Below are 19,809 nucleotides of genomic sequence, written 5' to 3'. Positions count from 1 at the left end.
TGAAACTGCCAGCTGATGGGCGGGATAAACAGGAAAGTGCGGGAAAAGTCAAGGCGATGCCGGTTTGCGGCCGGCAAAGCCTGCATTTCATCTTTGCGTGATCGGCCGCAAGCCGCGATTGGCGGCGCTTGAACGGCGCCATTCCGCTTCCTATACCTTTGTCATGAAACGCCGAAACTTCTTTCGTTTTTCCGCTCTTGGTCTGCTCGCTCTGGCGGGCGGGGGTCTCTATGCCCGCCGTTCGAACGCCAGCGCCTATTATAGCGGCCCGATCTCCGATCATTTCGACGGGGTGCGCTTCTTCAATCCCGGCGGCTCGCCGCCCGGTAATGTCATGGGCCTTTTGAAGTGGCGCTTCAATGGCGAGCGCGCCACATGGCCGGAAAACTATCCCAGCCCCTTTCCCTTCGCGAAACCGGAAGCCCGGATCGACGGCAGGGATATGCGCGTCACCTTCGTCGGCCATGCCTCCTTTCTCATCCAGACGGCCGGGCTGAATATTCTCATCGATCCGGTGTGGTCGCAGCGTACCAGCCCCTTCAGCTTCGCCGGTCCCAAGCGGGTCAATCCGCCCGGCATCCGTTTCGAGGATCTGCCGCCCATCGATCTGGTGCTGGTGACGCATAATCACTACGACCATCTGGATATGGAGACGCTGAAGCGCCTGCACGTGGCGCACAAGCCGCTTTTCATCACGCCGCTTGGCAATGACGCCATTATCCGCACCGGTGTCGAGGCGGCGCGTATCAAGGTGGGCGATTGGGGCGATGTGGTGGAGACGGGTTCGGTGAAAATTCACTTCGAGCCCTGCCACCATTGGTCAGCCCGCGGTTTGAACGACCGGCGCATGGCGCTCTGGGCAGCCTTCGTTATCGAAACGCCTAGTGGCAAGATCTACCATATCGGCGATACCGGCTTTCACGAGGGACTCAACTACCACGCCGCGCGCAAGAAACACGGCGAATTCCGACTCGCCAACCTGCCTTTCGGCGCTTATGAACCGCGCTGGTTCATGAAGGGCCAGCACCAGAACCCGGCGGAAGCCGTGGAAGGCATGAAGCTTTGCGGTGCGGCGCATGTCTGCGGACACCATTGGGGTACGGTACAGCTCACCGATGAGGCGGTGGATGCGCCGCTTGCGGCGCTTAAGGCTGCGCTGTCGGAGCAGGGGGTCGAGGAGAGCCGGTTCCGGCCGATGCGCCCCGGCGAGGTTTTCGACGTGCCTTTAGCCTAAGGCCGCCGCCGCGTTTGCGCCGCAACAGTCTGGTAATTTGCTGTCCTTTCCGCCATATAGGGCGAAAGTGCGGGGAAATCCCCTATGCAATCCGATTTTCAGACAGTTTTCAGGTTTAGGGCAATGGCGGATACGGTCGAATTTGCGAAGATGAACGGGCTTGGCAACAAGATTCTCGTTGTCGATATGCGCGGCCGTAAAGATATGGTCACGCCGGCGGCGGCAATCGCGCTTAATGCCGATCCTGCCACCCAGTTCGATCAGATCATGGCCATTCACGATCCGCGCATCGGCGGCACGGATGCCTTCATCGATATCCTCAATTGCGATGGCACGAAGGCGCAGGCCTGCGGCAACGGCACGCGTTGCGTGGTGCAGGCGCTGTCGTCCGAAACCGGCAAGACCAGCTTCACCTTCCAGACGGTCGCGGGCATCCTCAACGCTGTCGAGCATGAAGACGGCATGATATCAGTCGATATGGGCCTGCCGCGTTTCCGCTGGAGTGATATTCCGCTTTCGGAAGAGTTCCACGATACGAGCCGCATCGAATTGCAGATCGGGCCGATCGATGCACCGATCCTGCATTCGCCCGCCGTCATGTCCATGGGCAACCCGCATGCGGTTTTCTGGGTGGATCGCGATCCGATGGCGTTCGATCTCGAACGTTTCGGGCCGCTGCTCGAAAATCACCCGATGTTTCCGGAAAAGGCCAATATCACGCTGGCGCAGGTGATTTCCGACAGCGCGCTTCGCACCCGCACCTGGGAGCGCGGCGCGGGGCTGACGCTTGCCTGCGGCTCCGCCGCCTGTGCGGCGGCCGTTTCCGCCGCACGCACCGGCCGCACCGGCAGGAAAGTCAACATCGATGTTGCCTCCAGCCCCATCCGCGTGCCGCTGACCATCGACTGGCGTGAGGATAATCACGTCATCATGACCGGCCCGGCCGAATGGGAATGGTCGGGTTCCGTCGATCCCGTCACCGGCGTTTGGGCGCGGGATGCGGTCGAACGGGGGGCTGTATGAGCGGCGTCGAGGTCATAACCTTCGGCTGTCGTCTCAACACCTATGAATCGGAAGTGATGCGGGCGGAGGCCGAAAAGGCGGGGCTGAATAATGCCGTGCTGGTCAATACCTGCGCCGTGACGGGCGAAGCGGTACGTCAGGCGCGCCAGGCCATCCGGCGTGCACGGCGGGACAATCCGCATGCGCGCATCATCGTCACCGGCTGCGCCGCGCAGACGGAAAAACAGACCTTTGCCGAAATGCCCGAGGTGGATGCGGTGCTGGGCAATGAGGAGAAGCTGAAAAGCGCTTCCTATCGTGCGCTGCCGGATTTCGGCGTTTCGGCGGAAGAAAAGCTGCGCGTCAACGACATCATGAGCATCAAGGCGACCGCGCCGCAGATGGTCAAGCACATTGACGGGCATGTGCGCGCCTTCATTCAGGTGCAGAACGGCTGCGATCATCGCTGTACCTTTTGCATCATTCCCTATGGGCGCGGCAATTCCCGCTCCGTGCCGATGGGGGCGGTGGTGGATCAGGCCCGCAGGCTGACGGAAAGCGGCTATTGCGAAATCGTGCTGACCGGGGTGGATGCCACGAGTTATGGGGCTGATCTGCCGGGCGAGCCGTCGCTCGGTTACCTCGCCAAGACATTGCTGAAGCAGGTGCCAGATATTCTTCGCCTGCGGCTTTCTTCCATCGACAGTATCGAGGCGGATCATCATCTGATGGATCTGATTGCCGATGAGCCGCGTTTCATGCCGCATCTGCATCTCTCCCTCCAGCATGGCGACGACATGATCCTGAAACGCATGAAACGCCGCCATTTGCGGGCCGATGCCATTCGCTTCTGCCACGAGGTGCGATCCCTGAGGCCCGATATCGCCTTCGGTGCGGATATGATTGCCGGTTTCCCGACCGAGACGGAAGAGATGCTCGAAAACGCCGCGACGCTGGCGGAAGAATGCGGTATTTCCAGCCTGCATGTCTTCCCCTACAGCCCGCGTGCCGGCACGCCTGCGGCGCGCATGCCGCAGCTCGACCGCGCGCTGGTAAAGGAGCGGGCGGGGCGGCTTCGGGCGCGCGGCGAGATGCTGAGACAGGCGCATCTGCAAAATATGGTCGGTTCGGTGCAGACGATACTCGTTGAAAACAACGGTTTTGCCCATACCGACAATTTCACGCTGGTGGCAGCGCCTGATCTTGCCCCGCGCACTCTTGCGCAGGTTGCGATTACCGGCCACAACGGCAAACATCTGAATATGAAGCTTCTGGCGGCGGATGCGGCCTGAGGCGACCAAAGAGAAAAGACACGGGAACAACCATGGCCCTCGGCTTCATCAAAAAAGTCTTTTCGTTCGGCAAGGACAAGGCCGAAACGGAAGAGCGGCCGCAAGAGGACGCTGCGCTTGAGCGCGGCAATGAAAATGCCTCCTTCGAAGCCGCGCTGAGCGACGCTGAAGCGCATGACCCTGTCGACAAGGACCCGGTTTCCGAACTGGAAATGGAGACGGCCGGGGGGCCGGCTGCTGATGAGGCGACGGATTTGGTTCCCTCCGAAGAGGACGAGGACGCTTCGCTTCTGCCCGGTGCCGAGCTTTCCGGCGATATGGGCCTGGTGCCGCTGTCGTTATTAGAGGCGGAAGCAGCCGCCGAAGAGCAGGCCGAAGCAGCCCCTGAAGCAGCGGAGGTCGTGCTGGATGCGGATGCGATGGATGCGCTGCTCGATGAGGCGGAAGCAGCCACAGCTGCCGAGCCCTCCGCGATTCCGCCAGCTCTACCAAAGGGTTTTTCATCTGCTCGTGAGCGCCAGGAGCCTGCCCCTGTTGCACCACAGGTGAAATTGACGTGGTTCCAGCGCCTGCGTGCGGGCCTCGCCCGCACCTCATCGCAGCTGACCACGCAGATTTCGGCGCTCTTCACCAAACGCAAGCTGGATGAGGATACGCTCGACGAGCTGGAAGATCTTCTCATCCAGTCCGATCTCGGCGTCGAGACCGCCATGCGCATCACCGGCGCCCTGTCTTCCGAACGCTATGGCAAGGATGTGAGCGGCGAGGACGTGGCGCGCATCATGGCGGGCGAGATCACCAAGGTTCTGAAACCAGTCGCGAAACCGCTGGAACTCGATCTCTCGCACAAGCCGCATGTCATTCTCGTCGTCGGTGTGAACGGCACCGGCAAGACGACCACCATCGGCAAGCTTGCCGCCAAGCTCTCCGGCTCGGGCCTCAAGGTGATGCTGGCGGCAGGCGACACGTTCCGCGCGGCGGCGATCGAGCAGCTGAATATCTGGGCCGACCGTACGGGCTCGGAATTCATCGGCACCAAGCTCGGTGCGGATGCGGCCGGGCTTGCTTATGACGCCTATGAACAGGCGCGGGCGCAGAAAAGCGATGTCCTCATCATCGATACGGCCGGCCGTCTGCAGAACAAGACGGAACTGATGGCGGAGCTGGAAAAGATCGTGCGCGTGCTCGGCAAGCTCGATCCGGATGCACCGCACACCGTGCTGCAGACGCTGGATGCGACGACGGGACAGAACGCCATGAACCAGGTGGAAATATTCCGCAATGTCGCGGGTGTTTCGGGCCTGATTATGACAAAATTGGATGGCACGGCGCGGGGCGGTATCCTCGTTGCCATCGCTGCCAAACACAAGCTGCCGGTCTATTTCATCGGTGTGGGTGAAGGTGTCGATGATCTGGAGCCCTTCGAGGCGGAAGATTTCGCCAAGGCCATTGCGGGAGTTTGAGTATGGACATCGAAAGCAATCCCAAGGAAAGCGAAAAGATGGTGGCGGAAATCAGCCCGCTCCTGAAATTCGTGCTCGAACTTGGCCCGCTCATGGTGTTCTTCTTCGCCAATTCCCGCGGCGAATGGCTGGCCTCCACCTTCCCCGTGCTGACGGAATTCGGCGGACCGATCTTCATCGCCACCGGCCTGTTCATGATAGCAACAGCGCTGGCGCTTTCGGTTTCATGGGTGCTGACGCGCAAACTGCCGATCATGCCGCTGATATCGGGCATCGTGGTCTTGGTATTCGGTGCGCTGACGCTCTGGCTGCAGAACGATACCTTCATCAAGATGAAGCCGACCATCGTCAACACGCTGTTCGGTGTCATTCTGCTGGGCGGCCTGTTCTTCGGGCAATCGCTGCTGGGCTACGTCTTCAATTCGGCCTTCAGGCTGACCGATGAGGGTTGGCGCAAGCTGACGCTTCGCTGGGGCGTGTTTTTCCTCTTCCTCGCGGTGCTGAACGAGGTGGTGTGGCGCATGTTCACCACCGATACCTGGGTGGCCTTCAAGGTATGGGGCACGATGCCGATCACCATCATCTTCACCATGGCCCAGATGCCGCTCGTCATGCGCCATTCGCTTGAGCCTCTCAACAAGGACGAAAAATGACAGTTGCGGAGATGCCGGCTTCCCGTTCGCGTTCGCTCAAATGGTTCGGCGTGGCCGCCGGGCTGCTTCTCCTGCAGATCGTCATTCTCTATGCCATGGGCCGCATTCCCATCTGTGAATGCGGTTATGTGAAGCTGTTCGAACCGGGCGTGAACACGCCGGGCAATTCCCAGCATCTGGCAGACTGGTATACGCCCTCGCATATCATTCACGGGTTCCTGTTCTACTGGTTCGCCTGGCTATTGTTCCGCAACAAACCGCTTTCCATGCGTCTTTCGCTGGCGGTCCTGGTGGAGGCGGCGTGGGAAATCCTCGAAAACTCGCCCATCATCATCGATCGCTACCGTACGGCGACCGTGGCGCTGGGTTATACCGGCGACAGCATCCTGAACTCGGCGATGGACACGGTTTTCATGGTGCTGGGTTTCCTCTTCGCCTCCCGCGTGCCGGTGTGGCTGACGGTCGTGATCGCCATCGTCTTTGAAATTTTCACCGGCTGGCTGATCCGCGATAATCTGACGCTGAATGTGGTCATGCTGGTCTGGCCTGTCGAAGCAATCAAGGAATGGCAGAACGCGCTCCCGCAAATGTGAATGGGCTCGCCGGGATTTTGGCCGGAAAGGCGCTGAAACCGCACGTTACATGCAGGCTTTCTTAAGGGCATTGCGGTAACGTCCGGCTTCAAAGGCCCGTTTTTTCTTCCGGCAGAACCCATTGCAAGATAACTTCGCCTATCTTCTCCCCTTCATCATGCTGACATTCGGCGTGGTATTCCTGTTCCTGCAGAGGATCGGCCACGCTTCGGCGCGCTATTGGGGCATCGGATATCTTGCGGCGGCTTTTGGTTTCGCCACACCGCTCGTGCTTGGCGGCTTGCCTTTCGAAGTTCAGGCGATCCTTTCGAACCTGCTGTTCTTCTCCGCCTTCTTCCTTTATGGCCATGCGCTGCTTACCCATTTTGAGCGGCCGCTTTATACCAAGGCACGGCTGTCGATCGTGGCGGTGGCGGTATTGCTGGTCTCGTTCCATGTTTTCGTCACGCCAGATCTGAAACGCGAACTCGTCATCGGCGATCTCGTCTGTGCCCTTTTGCTTGCTATCCCGGTCTGGATCGTGCGGAAGCGGCCGGTGGCGCTTGCCGACAGGCTGATGGTGGGAATTGCCTGTCTTGTGGTGCTGGAAACGCTGGTGCGCATAGGCATGCTGCTGGTGATGACGCCGAACGGCTCGATGATCGAGCTCAGCGAATTTTTCGAATCCGACTATGCCTTCTACATGCAGCTTGCCGCGAGCATCTTCGGCTTCCTGCTCGCCCTTTCCGTGCTGGCGAGCCAGATTTCCGTCACTGTCGACCGGCATCTGCATGCGGCGGAGCACGATCCACTGACGGATGTGCTGAACCGCCGTGGTTTCGACCGGCGCGTTCCCGATTTTCGCAACGATACGCCTGACGGTGCGATCATCGCCTGCGACATAGACCACTTCAAGCGCATCAACGACGTCTACGGTCACGCGGCCGGCGATATCGTGCTCATCGGCCTTTCCGACCTTCTCAGGCGAAACGCGCCCGCGAATGCGCTGGTGGCGCGTTTCGGCGGCGAGGAATTTGTGGTCTTCCTACCCGGGCAGACGGCCGCCGCGGCCGGACAGCTTGCCAATGGCATGCGCACAGGCCTCTCGTCCCTCGATTGGCGCAACCGCGGTGTGACCAGCCAGATCACCGCAAGCTTCGGTGTCTCGGCCATCGCGAGGGGAGATCATTCCATCCACGACGCCATCAAGCGGGCCGATGACAGCCTTTACGCCGCAAAGCGCGGCGGTCGCGATCAGGTCGTGCTGGAAGGCATACGTCTGCCGGCTGAGGGCCCTTCGCTGAGGGTCGTTACCAAGGGGTGAGGCCTGCCGGCTGGGTTATTTCCCGGCGGCGGCGGCGATGGCGGGCAGCAGGTCGCGCTCGACGCTGCGGGCATCGAAGGGGCCGACCTTTTTATAGAGGATCGTGCCATCCGCGCCGACCAGATAACTCTCGGGAATGCCGTAGACGCCCCAGTCTATCGCGGCCTTGCCGTTTGGATCGACGCCTATCGCAGCAAAGGGATTGCCGAGCTCACCGAGGAAGCGCAGTGCATTGTCCTGCTTGTCCTTGTAGTTGATACCCACGACGGTGATGCGGCTGTCCTGCGCCAATTCCTGAAGCAGAGGATGCTCCTGCCGGCAGGGGATGCACCAGGAGGCGAAGACATTGACCAGCGTCAGCTTGCCCTTGATGGCGGCATCGGTTAGCGCCGGAAGGTTCGAGCCCTCCAGTGGCGGCAGCGACAGGGAGGGTGCCCTGGTGCCAATCAGAGCTGACGGGATGGCGCTGATATCCAGCCCGTTGACATCCTGATCGTAGAGCATCTTGCCGGCAATGAGGGCGAAACCGCCGAACAGCAGCAGCGGCAGCAGCGCCAGCGCATAACGGGCGCGACCCGTCGTTTTGGCCTTGGTGTCGGGGTCAGCCTGCGTCATTGCGCATCACCTGCAGAACCGGCCCTTGCCCTGCGGCGTATGCCGGATGCCTCGAGTTCCTTCAGTTCCCGTTTGCGTGCCTGACCGTCCATGACGACCCAGGCGATGAGACAGAGAACGACGAGGCCGGTCGCCGCATAGGACATGCCGATATAAAAGGCGTGTGTCATCACCTCAGCCCTCCCGGTTTGCCATGCGGGCGGCAAGCCGCCGCTGCGCGGCCACGCGCCGGCGCCAGATTTCGTTGCGCATGGCGGCGATGTGCAGGGTGAAGAACAGCAGCGTGAAGCCGACAGCCATCGTCAGAAGCGGCCAGAGAAACTCCGCATCGATGGCGGAACCGCCCATGCGGATGACACTTGCCGGCTGGTGCAGCGTATTCCACCACTCCACCGAAAATTTGATGATCGGGATATTCACGAAACCCACGAGGATCAGTACGGCACTGACGCGGGCGGCTCTGGATGGATCGTCCATGGCGCGATTGAGCGCGATCAGCCCCAGATACATCAGGAACAGCACGAAAACGGAGGTCAGCCGCGCATCCCATACCCACCAGGTTCCCCACATGGGTTTGCCCCAGAGCGACCCGGTGATGAGCGCAATCAGCGTGAAGGCGGCACCAATGGGAGCGGCGGCTTTATGGCTGACATCCGCCAGCGGATGACGCCAGACGAGGGTGCCGATGGCAGAGACCGCCATGACCGAATAACACATCATGGCGAGCCACGCGGAGGGTACATGCACATACATGATGCGTACCGTGTAACCCTGCTGGTAATCACCTTCGGTAGTGAAGGACAGATAAAGACCAGCGGCCAGCACCAGCGCCGTGAGAACGGCGAGCCAGGGTAGAATACGTGTCGCCAGCGCCAGAAACCGCGTGGGATTGGCGAGATCACTGAATTTGGTGATGGTGAAGGTCTGCTCGTTCATACCGTTTGTGTAACCCGAGAATGGCCGTCCCGCAATTGATCCCTGTCAATCGGAGATCGTCCATTGCAGTTTCCTCAATCCATAACATTGCGCAGGGCCAAAGCGGCAAAGAAAGGGCCGGTGACGGCTGAAAATAACGTGATCGCGCAGAGAATGAGGAAGGGCGGCATGAAGGGCGCCGGGTCCTGCACTGCCGCATACGAAGCGCTGACGCCGAAAATCAGCACCGGGATGGCGAGCGGCAGGACGAGAATGGAAACGAGAAGCCCGCCGCGCGGCAGGGCAACGGCAACCGCCGCGCCCACCGCGCCGATGAAGGTGATGGCGGGTGAGCCGACGAGAAGCGTAAGCATCACCGCGCCGATCGCCATCTCGTCCATGTTCATGAAAAGGCCGAGCAGCGGTGAGGCAAGCACCAGCGGCAGGCCGGTTGTGACCCAGTGCGCCAGGCATTTGACGAAGACGGTCAGCACCAGCGGGGTTTCCTGCATCAGGATGAGATCGAGGGAGCCGTCATCCCGCTCGGCCTGAAACAGCCGGTCGAGGCCGAGAAGGGCGGACAGGAGCGCGCCGATCCAGACGATGGCCGGGCCGATGCGGGCGAGCAGGTTGAGATCGGGCCCGACGCCGAAGGGGATGACGGCAACCACGGTCATGAAGAACAACACGCCGATCAGCGCGCCGCCGCCGGCGCGGATGGAGAGTTTGATATCGCGGAGGAAGAGGGCTGTCATTGGGGTTGCTCCGCGTCTGGGGCGTTACCCCCCTCTGCCCTGCCGGGCATCTCCCCCACAAGGGGGGAGATCGACTCGCGGCAAGGTCTCGCCCATCTCAAAGCGTGGGAATGAAACGAGAAGAGGGCATCTTGCCGATCTTCCCCCTTGTGGGGGAGATGCCCGGCAGGGCAGAGGGGGGTATGCCACGCACCCATCACCATCATGCCCAAGCCTCCACACCCGCAAAACCCGTCATCTGCAATTCACGCGCCTTCTCCAGCCCCAAAGGCTGATGGGTCGCAGCCAGGACAATCCCGCCTTTCCCCAAATGGGTTTTGACGAGATCGGTAAACATCCCGTCCGCAGCCTTGTCGAGTGCCGCCGTCGGCTCATCGAGTATCCATACCGGTCGCCACGCAATCAAAAGCTTCGCCATGGCGAAACGTCGTTGCTGACCCGCGGAGAGATAACCGAACGGCAGGTGGGTAATGCCCGCAAGGCCGACGATCTCCGCCGCCTCGTCGATCGTCGTGCCGGCGCCGCCGGGAAAATCGTCGAGGAAGTCCTTCCAGAAGCGCAGATTTTCCGAGACGGTCAGTTCCGTTTTCATCGCATTGCGATGGCCGAGATAATGGCAGGCCTCCGACGGCCGCATCTCGGCGTCTATTCCTTCGCCGGCTATCTTCACCCTCCCCTTTTCGGGACGCAGCAGGCCGGCCACGGTGCGCAGGAGCGTGGATTTTCCCGAGCCGTTGCGTCCGGTCAGTACTAAGGCCTCGCCGTCGCTTAACTTGAAGGAAATGTTCATGAATATGAAATCTTCGCCGCGTCGCACGCCAAGATTTTCCGCCGTCAAATCCATGCTGCGGTTCCGTTTCAGATTTCGTCGTTTCGATAAAAAAATCGATTAGCTTTGTTGAATGGTCTGGCACGTTTCTCCGAAATTATCTATATGGGTGTCAACCACGCCAGCGGCCGGCGTGAACATCATCTTGCGCCGGACTTGACGATTGCGAGGAGCAATTTTCACGTGCGGACAGCGGAAATGGTCGTACCCGCATCCTGATGTGCATGAGTGCATAGGTGTCCGCACGCACGTGTTGGCTATCAGAGTAAGCGGGGTTTTTGATCCATGCCCAAATCACTCGACAGTTTCCAATGTCGTTCCGTCCTTACCGTTGACGGTAAGGATTACGTCTATTTCAGCCTTCCCAAGGCTGAAGCCAATGGCCTGAAGGGCGTTTCCAAGCTGCCCTATTCCATGAAGGTTCTTCTGGAAAACCTGCTGCGTTTCGAGGACGGCCAGTCCGTCACCAAGGAACACATTCTGGCGGTTTCCGAATGGCTGAACAATAAGGGCCTGACCGAAACCGAAATCGCCTACCGCCCCGCCCGCGTTCTGATGCAGGACTTTACCGGCGTTCCCGCCGTTGTCGACCTTGCCGCCATGCGTGACGGCATCAAGGCTCTCGGCGGCGATCCGGAAAAGATCAACCCGCTCGTTCCCGTCGATCTCGTCATCGACCACTCTGTCATCGTCGACGAATTCGGCACGCCGAGCGCCTTTGCCCGCAACGTCGAGCTGGAGTATGAGCGCAACGGCGAGCGTTACCGCTTCCTGAAGTGGGGCCAGCAGGCTTTCGAGAATTTCCGTGTGGTTCCGCCCGGTACCGGCATCTGTCACCAGGTCAACCTCGAATATCTTGGCCAGACCGTCTGGACGAAGGAAGAGGATGGCGAGACGATCGCTTATCCGGATACCTGCGTCGGCACCGATAGCCACACGACCATGATCAATGGTCTCGGTGTTCTCGGCTGGGGCGTGGGCGGCATCGAAGCTGAAGCAGCCATGCTCGGCCAGCCAGTCTCCATGCTTCTGCCCGAGGTTATCGGCTTCAAGCTGACCGGCAAGGTGAAGGAAGGCGTGACCGCGACCGACCTCGTGCTGACCGTCGTGCAGATGCTGCGCAAGAAGGGCGTGGTTTCCAAATTCGTCGAGTTCTTCGGCCCCGGTCTCGATTCGATGTCTCTCGCCGACCGTGCCACCATCGGTAATATGGGCCCGGAATATGGCGCGACCTGCGGCTTCTTCCCGGTTGACGGCGAAACCATCAATTACCTCACCATGTCCGGCCGCGCCAAGGACCGTATCGCCCTCGTCGAAGCCTATTCGAAGGCGCAGGACATGTGGCGCACCGGCGATGGTTCCGACCTCGTCTTTACCGACACGCTGGAACTCGATCTTGGTGACGTCGTGCCCTCCATGGCCGGCCCCAAGCGTCCGGAAGGCCGCCTGCCGCTCGAAACCATCGCGCCGAATTTCGCGACGGCTCTCGAAAACGACTACAAGAAGCCCGGCCAGCTTTCGAGCCGTTATGCGGTTGAAGGTGAAGCTTTCGATCTCGGTCACGGCGATGTGGCGATTGCCGCCATCACCTCCTGCACCAACACCTCCAACCCCTCGGTTCTCATTGCGGCCGGCCTTCTCGCCCGCAATGCGGTCGCCAAGGGGCTGAAGTCCAAGCCATGGGTGAAGACCTCGCTCGCACCTGGATCGCAGGTGGTTGCGGAATATCTCGACAAGTCGGGCCTGCAGAAGGATCTCGATGCGATCGGTTTCAACCTCGTCGGTTTCGGTTGCACCACCTGCATCGGCAATTCCGGCCCGCTGCCGCCTCCGATCTCCAAGACGATCAATGACAAGGGCCTGATCACCGCAGGTGTTCTCTCGGGCAACCGCAACTTCGAAGGCCGTATCTCGCCGGACGTTCAGGCGAACTATCTGGCCTCGCCGCCGCTCGTCGTGGCCTATGCCCTTGCCGGCACGGTCCAGAAGGATCTGACCAAGGAGCCGATCGGCGACGACCAGAACGGCAATCCCGTTTATCTCAAGGATATCTGGCCGACCTCGAAGGAAATCCAGGAATTCATCCTGAAATACGTCACCCGCGAGCTTTATGAAACGAAGTATGCCGATGTGTTCAAGGGCGATGCGAACTGGCAGGCCGTTCAGGTTCCTCCGGGCCAGACCTATGCCTGGGATGACCAGTCGACCTATGTTCAGAATCCGCCCTATTTCGTCGGCATGGGCAAAAAGGGCACCGGCCTCAAGAACATCAAGGGCGCGCGCGTCCTCGGTCTCTTCGGCGACAAGATCACCACCGACCATATTTCTCCTGCCGGTTCGATCAAGGCTGCATCGCCCGCCGGCGCCTATCTGACGGAGCATGGTGTCGCCGTTGCCGACTTCAATCAGTACGGCACGCGTCGTGGCAACCATGAAGTGATGATGCGCGGCACCTTCGCCAATATTCGCATCCGCAACCACATGCTCGGCCCGAACGGCAAGGAAGGTGGATACACCATCCACTATCCGTCCAAGGAAGAGATGTCGATTTACGATGCAGCCATGAAATACAAGGCGGAAGGCGTCCCGCTCGTCATCTTCGCCGGTGTCGAATATGGCAACGGCTCGTCCCGCGACTGGGCGGCGAAGGGCACGAACCTGCTTGGCGTCAAGGCCGTCATCGCGCAGTCCTTCGAGCGTATCCACCGTTCGAACCTCGTCGGCATGGGTGTCGTTCCCTTCGTCTTCGAGGAAGGCACGACCTGGGCGAGCCTCGACCTCAAGGGTGACGAAATCGTCGAGATCGACGGTCTCGAAGGCGAAATCAAGCCGCGCGAGAAGAAGATCGCCAAGATCACCTATAGCGACGGTACGGTGAAGGAAGTTCCGCTTCTTTGCCGCATCGATACGCTTGATGAAGTGATCTACATGAACAATGGTGGCATTCTGCAGACCGTTCTTCGCGATCTGGCGGCATAAAGCTTCAACAATCGAAGACGTCGGGAGAAATCCCGGCGTCTTTCCGTTTCATGGTCTCTTTTTTTGTGATTGTCGCTCACCCCTTCGTGACTTTCTATTGAAGGGCAATAGACGTTATTTTCCGGTTTGCATCCCGGCAGGATTGATCGCATCAATTCGTCTGGATCTCTTCCGGACAAAGGTTTTTGTAATGCCGCTGAAATTCCCCCTGTCGATATGTCTTCTCGGCACGTTCCTCGTCACCTCCGCGCAGGCGCAGGAGGCCGTGAAGGGCGTCGTCGAATTGTTCACATCGCAGGGATGTGCCTCCTGCCCGCCGGCGGATGAAGCCTTGCGCAAGATGATCCAGAAGGGCGATGTCGTTGGCCTCTCCTACCATGTCGATTACTGGAATTATCTCGGCTGGACCGATTCGCTGGCATCGAAGGAAAATACCGACCGGCAATATGGTTATATGCGCGCGCTCGGCCGTAACGGGGTCTATACACCGCAGGCCATTCTGAATGGCCGCGACCACGTCAAGGGCGCGGATGTGCGTGGTATCTACGACAGGCTCGACGCTTTCAAGCGTGAGGGCAAGGGGTTGAACGTGCCGGTCTCGTCGAAATTTGCCGGTGACGAGGTGGAAATCGATATTGGTGCGGGCAGCGGCAAGGCCGATGTCGTTGTCGCCTATTTCACCCGCGAGCAGACGGTGGATGTGCAGAAGGGCGAAAACCAGGGGAAAAAAATGTCCTACTGGCACAGCGTCTATGATGTGCAGACAGTCGGCATGTGGGATGGTTCGCCGATGACGGTGAAGCTTCCGGCGAGCGTGGTGGCCAAGGTTAAAAAGGGTGGCTGCGCCGTATTGTTGCAGACGGCCAATGCCGGCGGCGATCCCGCGGCAATCGTCGGGGCAAGTATCCTGCTTGGAAATGAACCCCCCTGATCGCCTGTCGGGCGATGGAAGATCCGGTCCGGGCATTGGGGGCTGGGGGTAAAGGGTCAATGCACCGGACCGGGTCATCTTGGTGCCTAGGCATCAATTGACAATAGGACTATTCCACCCAATTCGGGCCATGGTTTGACCGAAATACGGCAGGCCATGTGAAAATGGCTGCCTAAATGGTTACCATTTTTAACCCTTGCCTTTGCCTTCGGCACGTCCTCCGGCGGCATCGGTGGACGCCATTCCCTGCTGCCGTCTTCTGGTTCCGCTGCCATTCGAAGGCTTGTCAGACCTTTCCCGGCATTACCCGTCCTCTGTTCCATGATGGTGCAAAGACTTGCAATTTCGCCCTCCCAGGCTCACACTGCACGGATGATTTGGGTGGAATCGGAGGTATTGGATGACCGATCAACCGGATGTGCAGCAGGTGCAGACCGCTTCACGTGACAATTCCACCGTTATCGATCTCCGCGAATATAAAAAGAACAAGGACCCTTTACCGGTCACCTTTCACCGCCGCGAGCTGGATGCGATCCTGCGCATCTATGGTCGTATGGTGGGAGAGGGCGAGTGGCGTGACTACGCCATCGATCACCTGAAGGAAAAGGCGGTGTTTTCCGTCTTCAAGCGTTCGGGTGAAATGCCGCTTTTCAGGATCGAGAAAAATCCCAAGCTGGCGGCGAAGCAGGGTGCCTACTGCGTGGTGAATAAGGATGGCCGCATTCTGAAACGTGGCCATGAGTTGCCGCAGGTTCTGAAGGTCTTCGACAAGGTTTTGAAGCTCATCGAATGAGCTTTCGCAAAAGCGGACTGCCCGCATGCAGGTGACGCTTTGGCTGACGAGTGAAGAATCTTCCCAAATAAAAAGGCGGCCGATGGGCCGCCCTTCGCATGTCTGGCAATCGAACCTCAGCCTTAGTCGTCGCGGTTTCCGAGGAACTGCAGAAGGAAGGTGAAGAGGTTGATGAAGTCGAGATAAAGCGTCAGTGCGCCCATGATGGCCTTGCGGCCGGCCACGGCAACATCGTCAGCATCGAAATACATTTCCTTGATCTTCTGGGTGTCGTAGGCGGTCAGGCCTGCGAAAATCAGCACGCCGATCGCGGAAATCGCGAACTGCAGGGCTCCGGAACCAAGGAAGATATTGACGATAGAGGCAATGATCAGGCCGAACAGACCCATGATCAGGAACGAACCGAAACCGGAAAGATCCTTTTTCGTCGTGTAACCGTAGAGCGAGAGCGCGCCGAACGAAGCGGCGGTCACGAAGAACGTCTGTACGATGCTTCCCTCAGTGTATCTCAGGAAGATCGAGGACAGCGACACGCCCATAAGAGCAGCATAGACCCAAAACGTTGTCTGCGCGGCGGAAACGCTCATGTTCTGGATGCGGAAGCTAAGGAAGAAAACCAGTGCGAGCGGTGCCAGCATGACGACCCAGCGCAGCGGCGACGCATAAACAAGGGCGCCCAGGGAAGTCAGCATCTTGCCATTCGGCAGCGTGGCGACCGCTGCTGCGGGATCACTCGTCGTAGCAAGCATGGCGAAGCCGAACGCTGCAACGCCGGTGATGACCAGAGCCAGCGCCATCAGGTTGTAAACCTTGAGCATGTAGGCGCGAAGACCTTCATCGATCATCGCACCAGTCTGTGCACGGTTCTGCGCCATGCGGTTCTGGTAGTTATTGAAGTCAGCCATTGTTTCCTCTTTTGAGCCCCGTGATTGCTACGGTGTCGGGATACCTCCCGGGCGCCGCTGCGGAGCTTCAGCAAGCCTGCTCAAGAATATGATGGCAGAACGTGTTCGATACAAGGCCTTTTCCCGTCGAAAAGACACCATATGCGCGAAAAGCGCTCACGTTTTGGCGATCATTACAAAGAATTAATCGTTAAAGTTAAGCGGTGCACAACCGACGATCATTCACCTGCCTGCCTGAGAACCGGGGCGGCCTTTTGCCCGAGAATCCGCCAGGTGCCGATGAGGCCGATGCCAACAGTCATGACGAGGGCGACGACGAGGGTTCCGATCGCCACATCCGGAAGAAAACTGGAGGGCAGCTTCATGATGCGGGCGATCACGAACCATGCGGAAACGCCGCCGGCGAAAAGTGCGAAGACGGCGGTGGCGAGGCCGAGCATCATATATTCGTAGGAGAAGGCGCGGATGAGCAGGCTTCGTGTGCCGCCCAGCGTTTTCAGGATAACCGCGTCATGGGTGCGGGCACGGTTTCCGGCGGCAAGTGCGCCGGCGAGAACGAGGACGGAGGCTATGAGGGCAACGGCGGCAGCGGCACGGATGGCGGTGGCGAGCTGGCCGACCAGCCGGTTGACGACGTCGAGCGCATCCTTCACACGCACGCTGGTGATTGTCGGATAGGTGTTGGTGACAGAGCGCAATATGCGGCCTTCGTCGCTTGCGGAAGCGGAAGGGTCGGCGAGTGTCGCCAGCCATGCATGTGGCGCGCCGCGGAAAGTGTTTGGTGAAAATACCATGACGAAATTGATCGACAGGGATTCCCATTCGACATTGCGCAGATTGGCGATCCTGGCCGTGATGTTGCGGCCGAGCACGTTGACGGTCACGCTGTCACCGATCTTGAGGCCCAGATCTCCCGCCTCCTTCGCGGCGAAGGACACCAGCGGTTCGCCGCTATAGTCCGGCCCCCACCAGCCTCCTTCCGTCAGCGTTGCATTTTCGGGAATATCCTGCGAGTAGGTAATTCCCCGGTCGCCGCGCAGCAGCCAGCGTCCTCCCGGCGGAACCTCCATTTTCGTCACGTCCGTGCCGTTCAGCGCCATGATGCGGCCACGCAGCATCGGCACTTCTGTCAGCGTGCCATCAGGCGCTTCCCGCCTCACGAGATCGCGGAAGCCCTGAACTTCGCTGCCCTGAATATCAACGAAGAAGAAATTCGGTGCCTTTTCCGGCAAGCTGTCCGTCAATTCACGGCGCAGATTGCCGTCGATCAGCGTCAGCGTCACGAGCAGGGTCAGGCCGAGGCCGAGGGAGAGGACGACCGACGGGGTGAGCGCGCCGGGACGGTGAATATTGCCGATTGCCAGACGAAGGGCCGCGGAGTGAACGCGGGGGCTGCGTTTGGCGATGGCCTTGACGCCCGACGCCACCAGCCGCAGAACCACGAAGGCAAAAGCGATGGCCGCGAGGAAAACCGAGGCGATGAAACGGTCTTCCGCCGAAAAGATGGCGAGTGCGGCAAGCGCTGCCAGAAGCAGGCCGGTTGCGGCGAGATAAGGCCAGGAGGGCCAGCTTCCCTCTTCGAAACCCTGTTCACGAAAAAGCGCGGTTGCCGGAACCTCACGCGCTTGCCCAAGCGGCACGATAGCGAAGGCGAGCGTGGTCAGGAGACCGAACAGGGCGGCGAGACCGAGCGCGGCGGGATAAAAGGCAAGCTCTTCCGGCACAGGCAGCACGCCTTCCAGAAACCGCATGGCGACGAGGGGCGCGACGGCACCGACCACAAGGCCGATGACGATGCCGACGGCGGCAATGAAGGCGATCTGAAAGAGATAGGTCATGGTGACCACGGAGGCCGGTGCGCCGAGGCATTTCAGCGAGGCGATCGTGGTGCGCTTGGAATCGAGAAAAGCGCGAACGGCATTGGCGACGCCGACACCGCCGACGATGAGGGCGGTAAGGCCCACCAGCGTCAGGAATTGCGAGAAACGGTTGACGTTTTCGGTCAGCGACGGCGCTGCCCGGTCACTGGTGCGAATGGACCAGCCGGCATCGGGAAAGGCCTTGTTGGCCGCATCGGTCGTTGTCGCGCGCGCCGAAGGGTCGTTCAGCTTGATCTTGTAGGCGTGTTCGACAAGACTTCCGGTCTGAACGAGGCCCGAGGCGAAAAGGGCGTCGCGGCTGACCATAAGCCTCGGGGCAAAACCGAAACCGTCGGAGAGAGCATCCGGCTCGTCGACCACGGTGCCGGTCAGTTTCAGCTTCACATTGCCGAGCAGGATTTCATCGCCGACCTTGATTCCCAGCCGTTCCAGCAGAAGCGGGGCGGCAATGGCGCCGTAGGTGTCGCCGTTTCCGGCCAGAAGCTCATTCAGCGGCCGGTTCGGCTCGGCCACGAAAGTTCCGTAGAGCGGGTAGGCGCCGTCGATAGCCTTCACTTCCGTCAGGGTCTGTTCGGAGCCATCGGCAAGGCGGGCCATGGAGCGCAGCCCGGTGGAAACCGCGACGGTGCCGAGGCCGTCGAGATAGGCCCGCTCTTCTTGCGTTGCTTCCCTGTTGCGCAGTTCGAAACGCACGTCGCCCGCCAATATAGCCTGACCTTCCGTGGCGATGGCGCTGGTGACCGCGCGCGAGACGGAATTGACGGCGGCGATGGCGCCGGTTCCAAGCGCGATGCAGGCGAGGAAAATGTAGAAGCCGCGCAGACCGCCGCGAATTTCGCGCCGTGCCAGCCTCGCGGCGTTTCTGATATTGGCAAAAGACGGGAGAATGGATCCGATCATGCGGACACCGCCCGCGCCATCTGGGATATGGCGCTGTCGCCCTCGATCTCGCCGGAGCGCACCTTGATCTGGCGCGAGCACCGGGCGGCAAGCGACGGATCATGGGTGACGAGGATCATCGTCATGCCGCGTTCGGCCTGTTTGGTAAAGAGAAGATCGGCGATCTGCCTGCCGGTATCGGTATCGAGATTGCCGGTCGGTTCGTCAGCAATCAATACGGCCGGTGAGGGGGCAAGCGCGCGGGCGATGGCGACACGCTGCTGTTCGCCGCCGGAGAGCTGGCCGGGATAATGATTGAGACGCTCGCCGAGACCGACGGCGACGAGCTCGCGTCTGGCGATCTCGAAGGGGTTCGGGGTGTTTGCCAGCTCCAGCGGAACGGCGACATTTTCCAGCGCCGTCATATTGGCGATAAGATGGAAGGACTGGAAAACAATGCCGATATTCCGGCCGCGGAAATCCGCCAGCGCGTCCTCCCCGAGCTTGTGCAGTTCCGTATCCGCAATGATGATTTCGCCGCTATCGAGCCTCTCGAGACCGGCGAGCACCATCAGCAGTGTCGACTTTCCCGAGCCGGAAGGGCCGACGATACCCACCGCCTCGCTCTCTCCGATTGAAAGATCGATGTTCTTGAGAACGTGAACGGAGGCGGCGGCATTGCCAAGCGTGAGGTCGGCCTTCTTCAGCTCTATGATGCTTTTCGTCACAATTCTCGTTCCTATATAGGGTGATGAAAACGGTCTGGCGGTCGATGCGGTCGGTATTTC

At 60.0% G+C, this 19,809-nt stretch carries 18 protein-coding genes; 10 read left to right on the top strand and 8 right to left on the bottom strand.

Features of this window, described 5'->3' with window-relative positions; translation table 11 throughout:
- Positions 1-118: 118 nt before the first annotated feature.
- The 7 genes from ACIQUH_RS17235 (at position 119) to ACIQUH_RS17205 (ending at position 7,540) form a co-directional block, all read left to right on the top strand.
- Entirely contained in the window at positions 119-1,234 is a 1,116-nt protein-coding gene (locus tag ACIQUH_RS17235; protein WP_400817210.1) for an MBL fold metallo-hydrolase, read from the top strand.
- Between the two features lie 123 nt (positions 1,235-1,357).
- Positions 1,358-2,257, top strand: coding sequence for a diaminopimelate epimerase (dapF, locus tag ACIQUH_RS17230; protein WP_400817208.1), 900 nt, complete (start codon positions 1,358-1,360; stop codon positions 2,255-2,257).
- A complete protein-coding gene (gene mtaB, locus ACIQUH_RS17225) occupies positions 2,254-3,528 on the top strand; it encodes a tRNA (N(6)-L-threonylcarbamoyladenosine(37)-C(2))-methylthiotransferase MtaB (protein WP_400817206.1) in 1,275 nt (424 codons plus the stop codon). Before dapF ends, mtaB begins: the two co-directional genes overlap by 4 nt.
- A 32-nt stretch (positions 3,529-3,560) precedes the next feature.
- Positions 3,561-4,991, top strand: a complete 1,431-nt coding sequence (gene ftsY / locus ACIQUH_RS17220; protein ID WP_400817204.1) for a signal recognition particle-docking protein FtsY — start codon at positions 3,561-3,563, stop codon at positions 4,989-4,991.
- Positions 4,992-4,993: 2 nt separating this feature from the next.
- On the top strand, positions 4,994-5,644 hold the full coding sequence (locus tag ACIQUH_RS17215) for a septation protein A (RefSeq protein ID WP_400817202.1): 651 nt from the start codon (positions 4,994-4,996) through the stop codon (positions 5,642-5,644).
- Positions 5,641-6,237, top strand: coding sequence for a DUF2585 domain-containing protein (locus tag ACIQUH_RS17210; protein ID WP_400817200.1), 597 nt, complete (start codon positions 5,641-5,643; stop codon positions 6,235-6,237). Before ACIQUH_RS17215 ends, ACIQUH_RS17210 begins: the two co-directional genes overlap by 4 nt.
- 121 nt (positions 6,238-6,358) lie before the next feature.
- Positions 6,359-7,540: a diguanylate cyclase gene (locus tag ACIQUH_RS17205; protein WP_400817198.1), complete on the top strand. Its 1,182-nt coding sequence runs from the start codon at positions 6,359-6,361 to the stop codon at positions 7,538-7,540.
- 15 nt (positions 7,541-7,555) lie between these two features.
- On the opposite strand, the gene ACIQUH_RS17200 is transcribed toward ACIQUH_RS17205, so the two are convergent.
- The 5 genes from ACIQUH_RS17200 to ccmA form a co-directional block, all read right to left on the bottom strand.
- Positions 7,556-8,155, bottom strand: a complete 600-nt coding sequence (locus ACIQUH_RS17200) for a DsbE family thiol:disulfide interchange protein (RefSeq protein ID WP_400817196.1) — start codon at positions 8,153-8,155, stop codon at positions 7,556-7,558.
- Complete coding sequence (ccmD, locus tag ACIQUH_RS17195; protein WP_400817194.1) at positions 8,152-8,325, bottom strand: heme exporter protein CcmD; 174 nt, start codon at positions 8,323-8,325, stop codon at positions 8,152-8,154. Before ccmD ends, ACIQUH_RS17200 begins: the two co-directional genes overlap by 4 nt.
- 4 nt (positions 8,326-8,329) lie before the next feature.
- The gene (locus ACIQUH_RS17190; RefSeq protein ID WP_400817192.1) at positions 8,330-9,091 is read right to left on the bottom strand and encodes a heme ABC transporter permease; all 762 of its coding nucleotides are present in this window, start codon (positions 9,089-9,091) and stop codon (positions 8,330-8,332) included.
- Positions 9,092-9,165: 74 nt separating this feature from the next.
- Positions 9,166-9,825 (bottom strand): heme exporter protein CcmB, encoded by a 660-nt coding sequence (ccmB, locus tag ACIQUH_RS17185; protein ID WP_400817190.1) that lies wholly within the window; start codon positions 9,823-9,825, stop codon positions 9,166-9,168.
- Between the two features lie 202 nt (positions 9,826-10,027).
- The gene (gene ccmA, locus ACIQUH_RS17180; protein WP_400817188.1) at positions 10,028-10,669 is read right to left on the bottom strand and encodes a heme ABC exporter ATP-binding protein CcmA; all 642 of its coding nucleotides are present in this window, start codon (positions 10,667-10,669) and stop codon (positions 10,028-10,030) included.
- A gap of 270 nt (positions 10,670-10,939) precedes the next feature.
- Here ccmA and acnA point away from each other — a divergent pair, with 270 nt between their 5' ends.
- From acnA to ACIQUH_RS17165, 3 genes are all read left to right on the top strand, one after another.
- Positions 10,940-13,633, top strand: coding sequence for an aconitate hydratase AcnA (gene acnA / locus ACIQUH_RS17175; RefSeq protein WP_400817186.1), 2,694 nt, complete (start codon positions 10,940-10,942; stop codon positions 13,631-13,633).
- 190 nt (positions 13,634-13,823) lie between these two features.
- Entirely contained in the window at positions 13,824-14,564 is a 741-nt protein-coding gene (locus tag ACIQUH_RS17170; RefSeq protein ID WP_400817184.1) for a DUF1223 domain-containing protein, read from the top strand.
- A 400-nt stretch (positions 14,565-14,964) separates the two neighbouring features.
- Positions 14,965-15,357: a DUF2794 domain-containing protein gene (locus tag ACIQUH_RS17165; protein WP_400817182.1), complete on the top strand. Its 393-nt coding sequence runs from the start codon at positions 14,965-14,967 to the stop codon at positions 15,355-15,357.
- 122 nt (positions 15,358-15,479) lie between these two features.
- Here ACIQUH_RS17165 and ACIQUH_RS17160 read toward each other — a convergent pair whose 3' ends face one another.
- From ACIQUH_RS17160 to ACIQUH_RS17150, 3 genes are all read right to left on the bottom strand, one after another.
- Entirely contained in the window at positions 15,480-16,262 is a 783-nt protein-coding gene (locus ACIQUH_RS17160) for a Bax inhibitor-1 family protein (RefSeq protein WP_400817181.1), read from the bottom strand.
- 218 nt (positions 16,263-16,480) lie between these two features.
- Positions 16,481-19,042, bottom strand: a complete 2,562-nt coding sequence (locus ACIQUH_RS17155) for an ABC transporter permease (RefSeq protein ID WP_400817179.1) — start codon at positions 19,040-19,042, stop codon at positions 16,481-16,483.
- Positions 19,039-19,749, bottom strand: coding sequence for an ABC transporter ATP-binding protein (locus ACIQUH_RS17150; protein ID WP_400817177.1), 711 nt, complete (start codon positions 19,747-19,749; stop codon positions 19,039-19,041). The genes ACIQUH_RS17155 and ACIQUH_RS17150 overlap by 4 nt, the downstream gene beginning before the upstream one ends.
- Between the last annotated feature and the right edge of the window lie 60 nt (positions 19,750-19,809).

The sequence above is a fragment of the Agrobacterium sp. NPDC090283 genome (assembly GCF_044769685.1).
GTDB lineage: Bacteria > Pseudomonadota > Alphaproteobacteria > Rhizobiales > Rhizobiaceae > Agrobacterium.
This window is presented reverse-complemented; position numbering and strand designations above follow the sequence as displayed.

Bases quoted from the DNA above. Each gene is read 5' to 3' on its own strand.
- dapF (WP_400817208.1), top strand. From the start codon at position 1,358: ATGGCGGATACGGTCGAATTTGCGAAGATGAACGGGCTTGGCAACAAG.
- mtaB (WP_400817206.1), top strand. From the start codon at position 2,254: ATGAGCGGCGTCGAGGTCATAACCTTCGGCTGTCGTCTCAACACCTAT.
- ftsY (WP_400817204.1), top strand. From the start codon at position 3,561: ATGGCCCTCGGCTTCATCAAAAAAGTCTTTTCGTTCGGCAAGGACAAG.
- ACIQUH_RS17215 (WP_400817202.1), top strand. From the start codon at position 4,994: ATGGACATCGAAAGCAATCCCAAGGAAAGCGAAAAGATGGTGGCGGAA.
- ACIQUH_RS17210 (WP_400817200.1), top strand. From the start codon at position 5,641: ATGACAGTTGCGGAGATGCCGGCTTCCCGTTCGCGTTCGCTCAAATGG.
- ACIQUH_RS17200 (WP_400817196.1), bottom strand. From the start codon at position 8,155: ATGACGCAGGCTGACCCCGACACCAAGGCCAAAACGACGGGTCGCGCC.
- ccmD (WP_400817194.1), bottom strand. From the start codon at position 8,325: ATGACACACGCCTTTTATATCGGCATGTCCTATGCGGCGACCGGCCTC.
- ACIQUH_RS17190 (WP_400817192.1), bottom strand. From the start codon at position 9,091: ATGAACGAGCAGACCTTCACCATCACCAAATTCAGTGATCTCGCCAAT.
- ccmB (WP_400817190.1), bottom strand. From the start codon at position 9,825: ATGACAGCCCTCTTCCTCCGCGATATCAAACTCTCCATCCGCGCCGGC.
- ccmA (WP_400817188.1), bottom strand. From the start codon at position 10,669: ATGGATTTGACGGCGGAAAATCTTGGCGTGCGACGCGGCGAAGATTTC.
- acnA (WP_400817186.1), top strand. From the start codon at position 10,940: ATGCCCAAATCACTCGACAGTTTCCAATGTCGTTCCGTCCTTACCGTT.
- ACIQUH_RS17170 (WP_400817184.1), top strand. From the start codon at position 13,824: ATGCCGCTGAAATTCCCCCTGTCGATATGTCTTCTCGGCACGTTCCTC.
- ACIQUH_RS17165 (WP_400817182.1), top strand. From the start codon at position 14,965: ATGACCGATCAACCGGATGTGCAGCAGGTGCAGACCGCTTCACGTGAC.
- ACIQUH_RS17160 (WP_400817181.1), bottom strand. From the start codon at position 16,262: ATGGCTGACTTCAATAACTACCAGAACCGCATGGCGCAGAACCGTGCA.
- ACIQUH_RS17155 (WP_400817179.1), bottom strand. From the start codon at position 19,042: ATGATCGGATCCATTCTCCCGTCTTTTGCCAATATCAGAAACGCCGCG.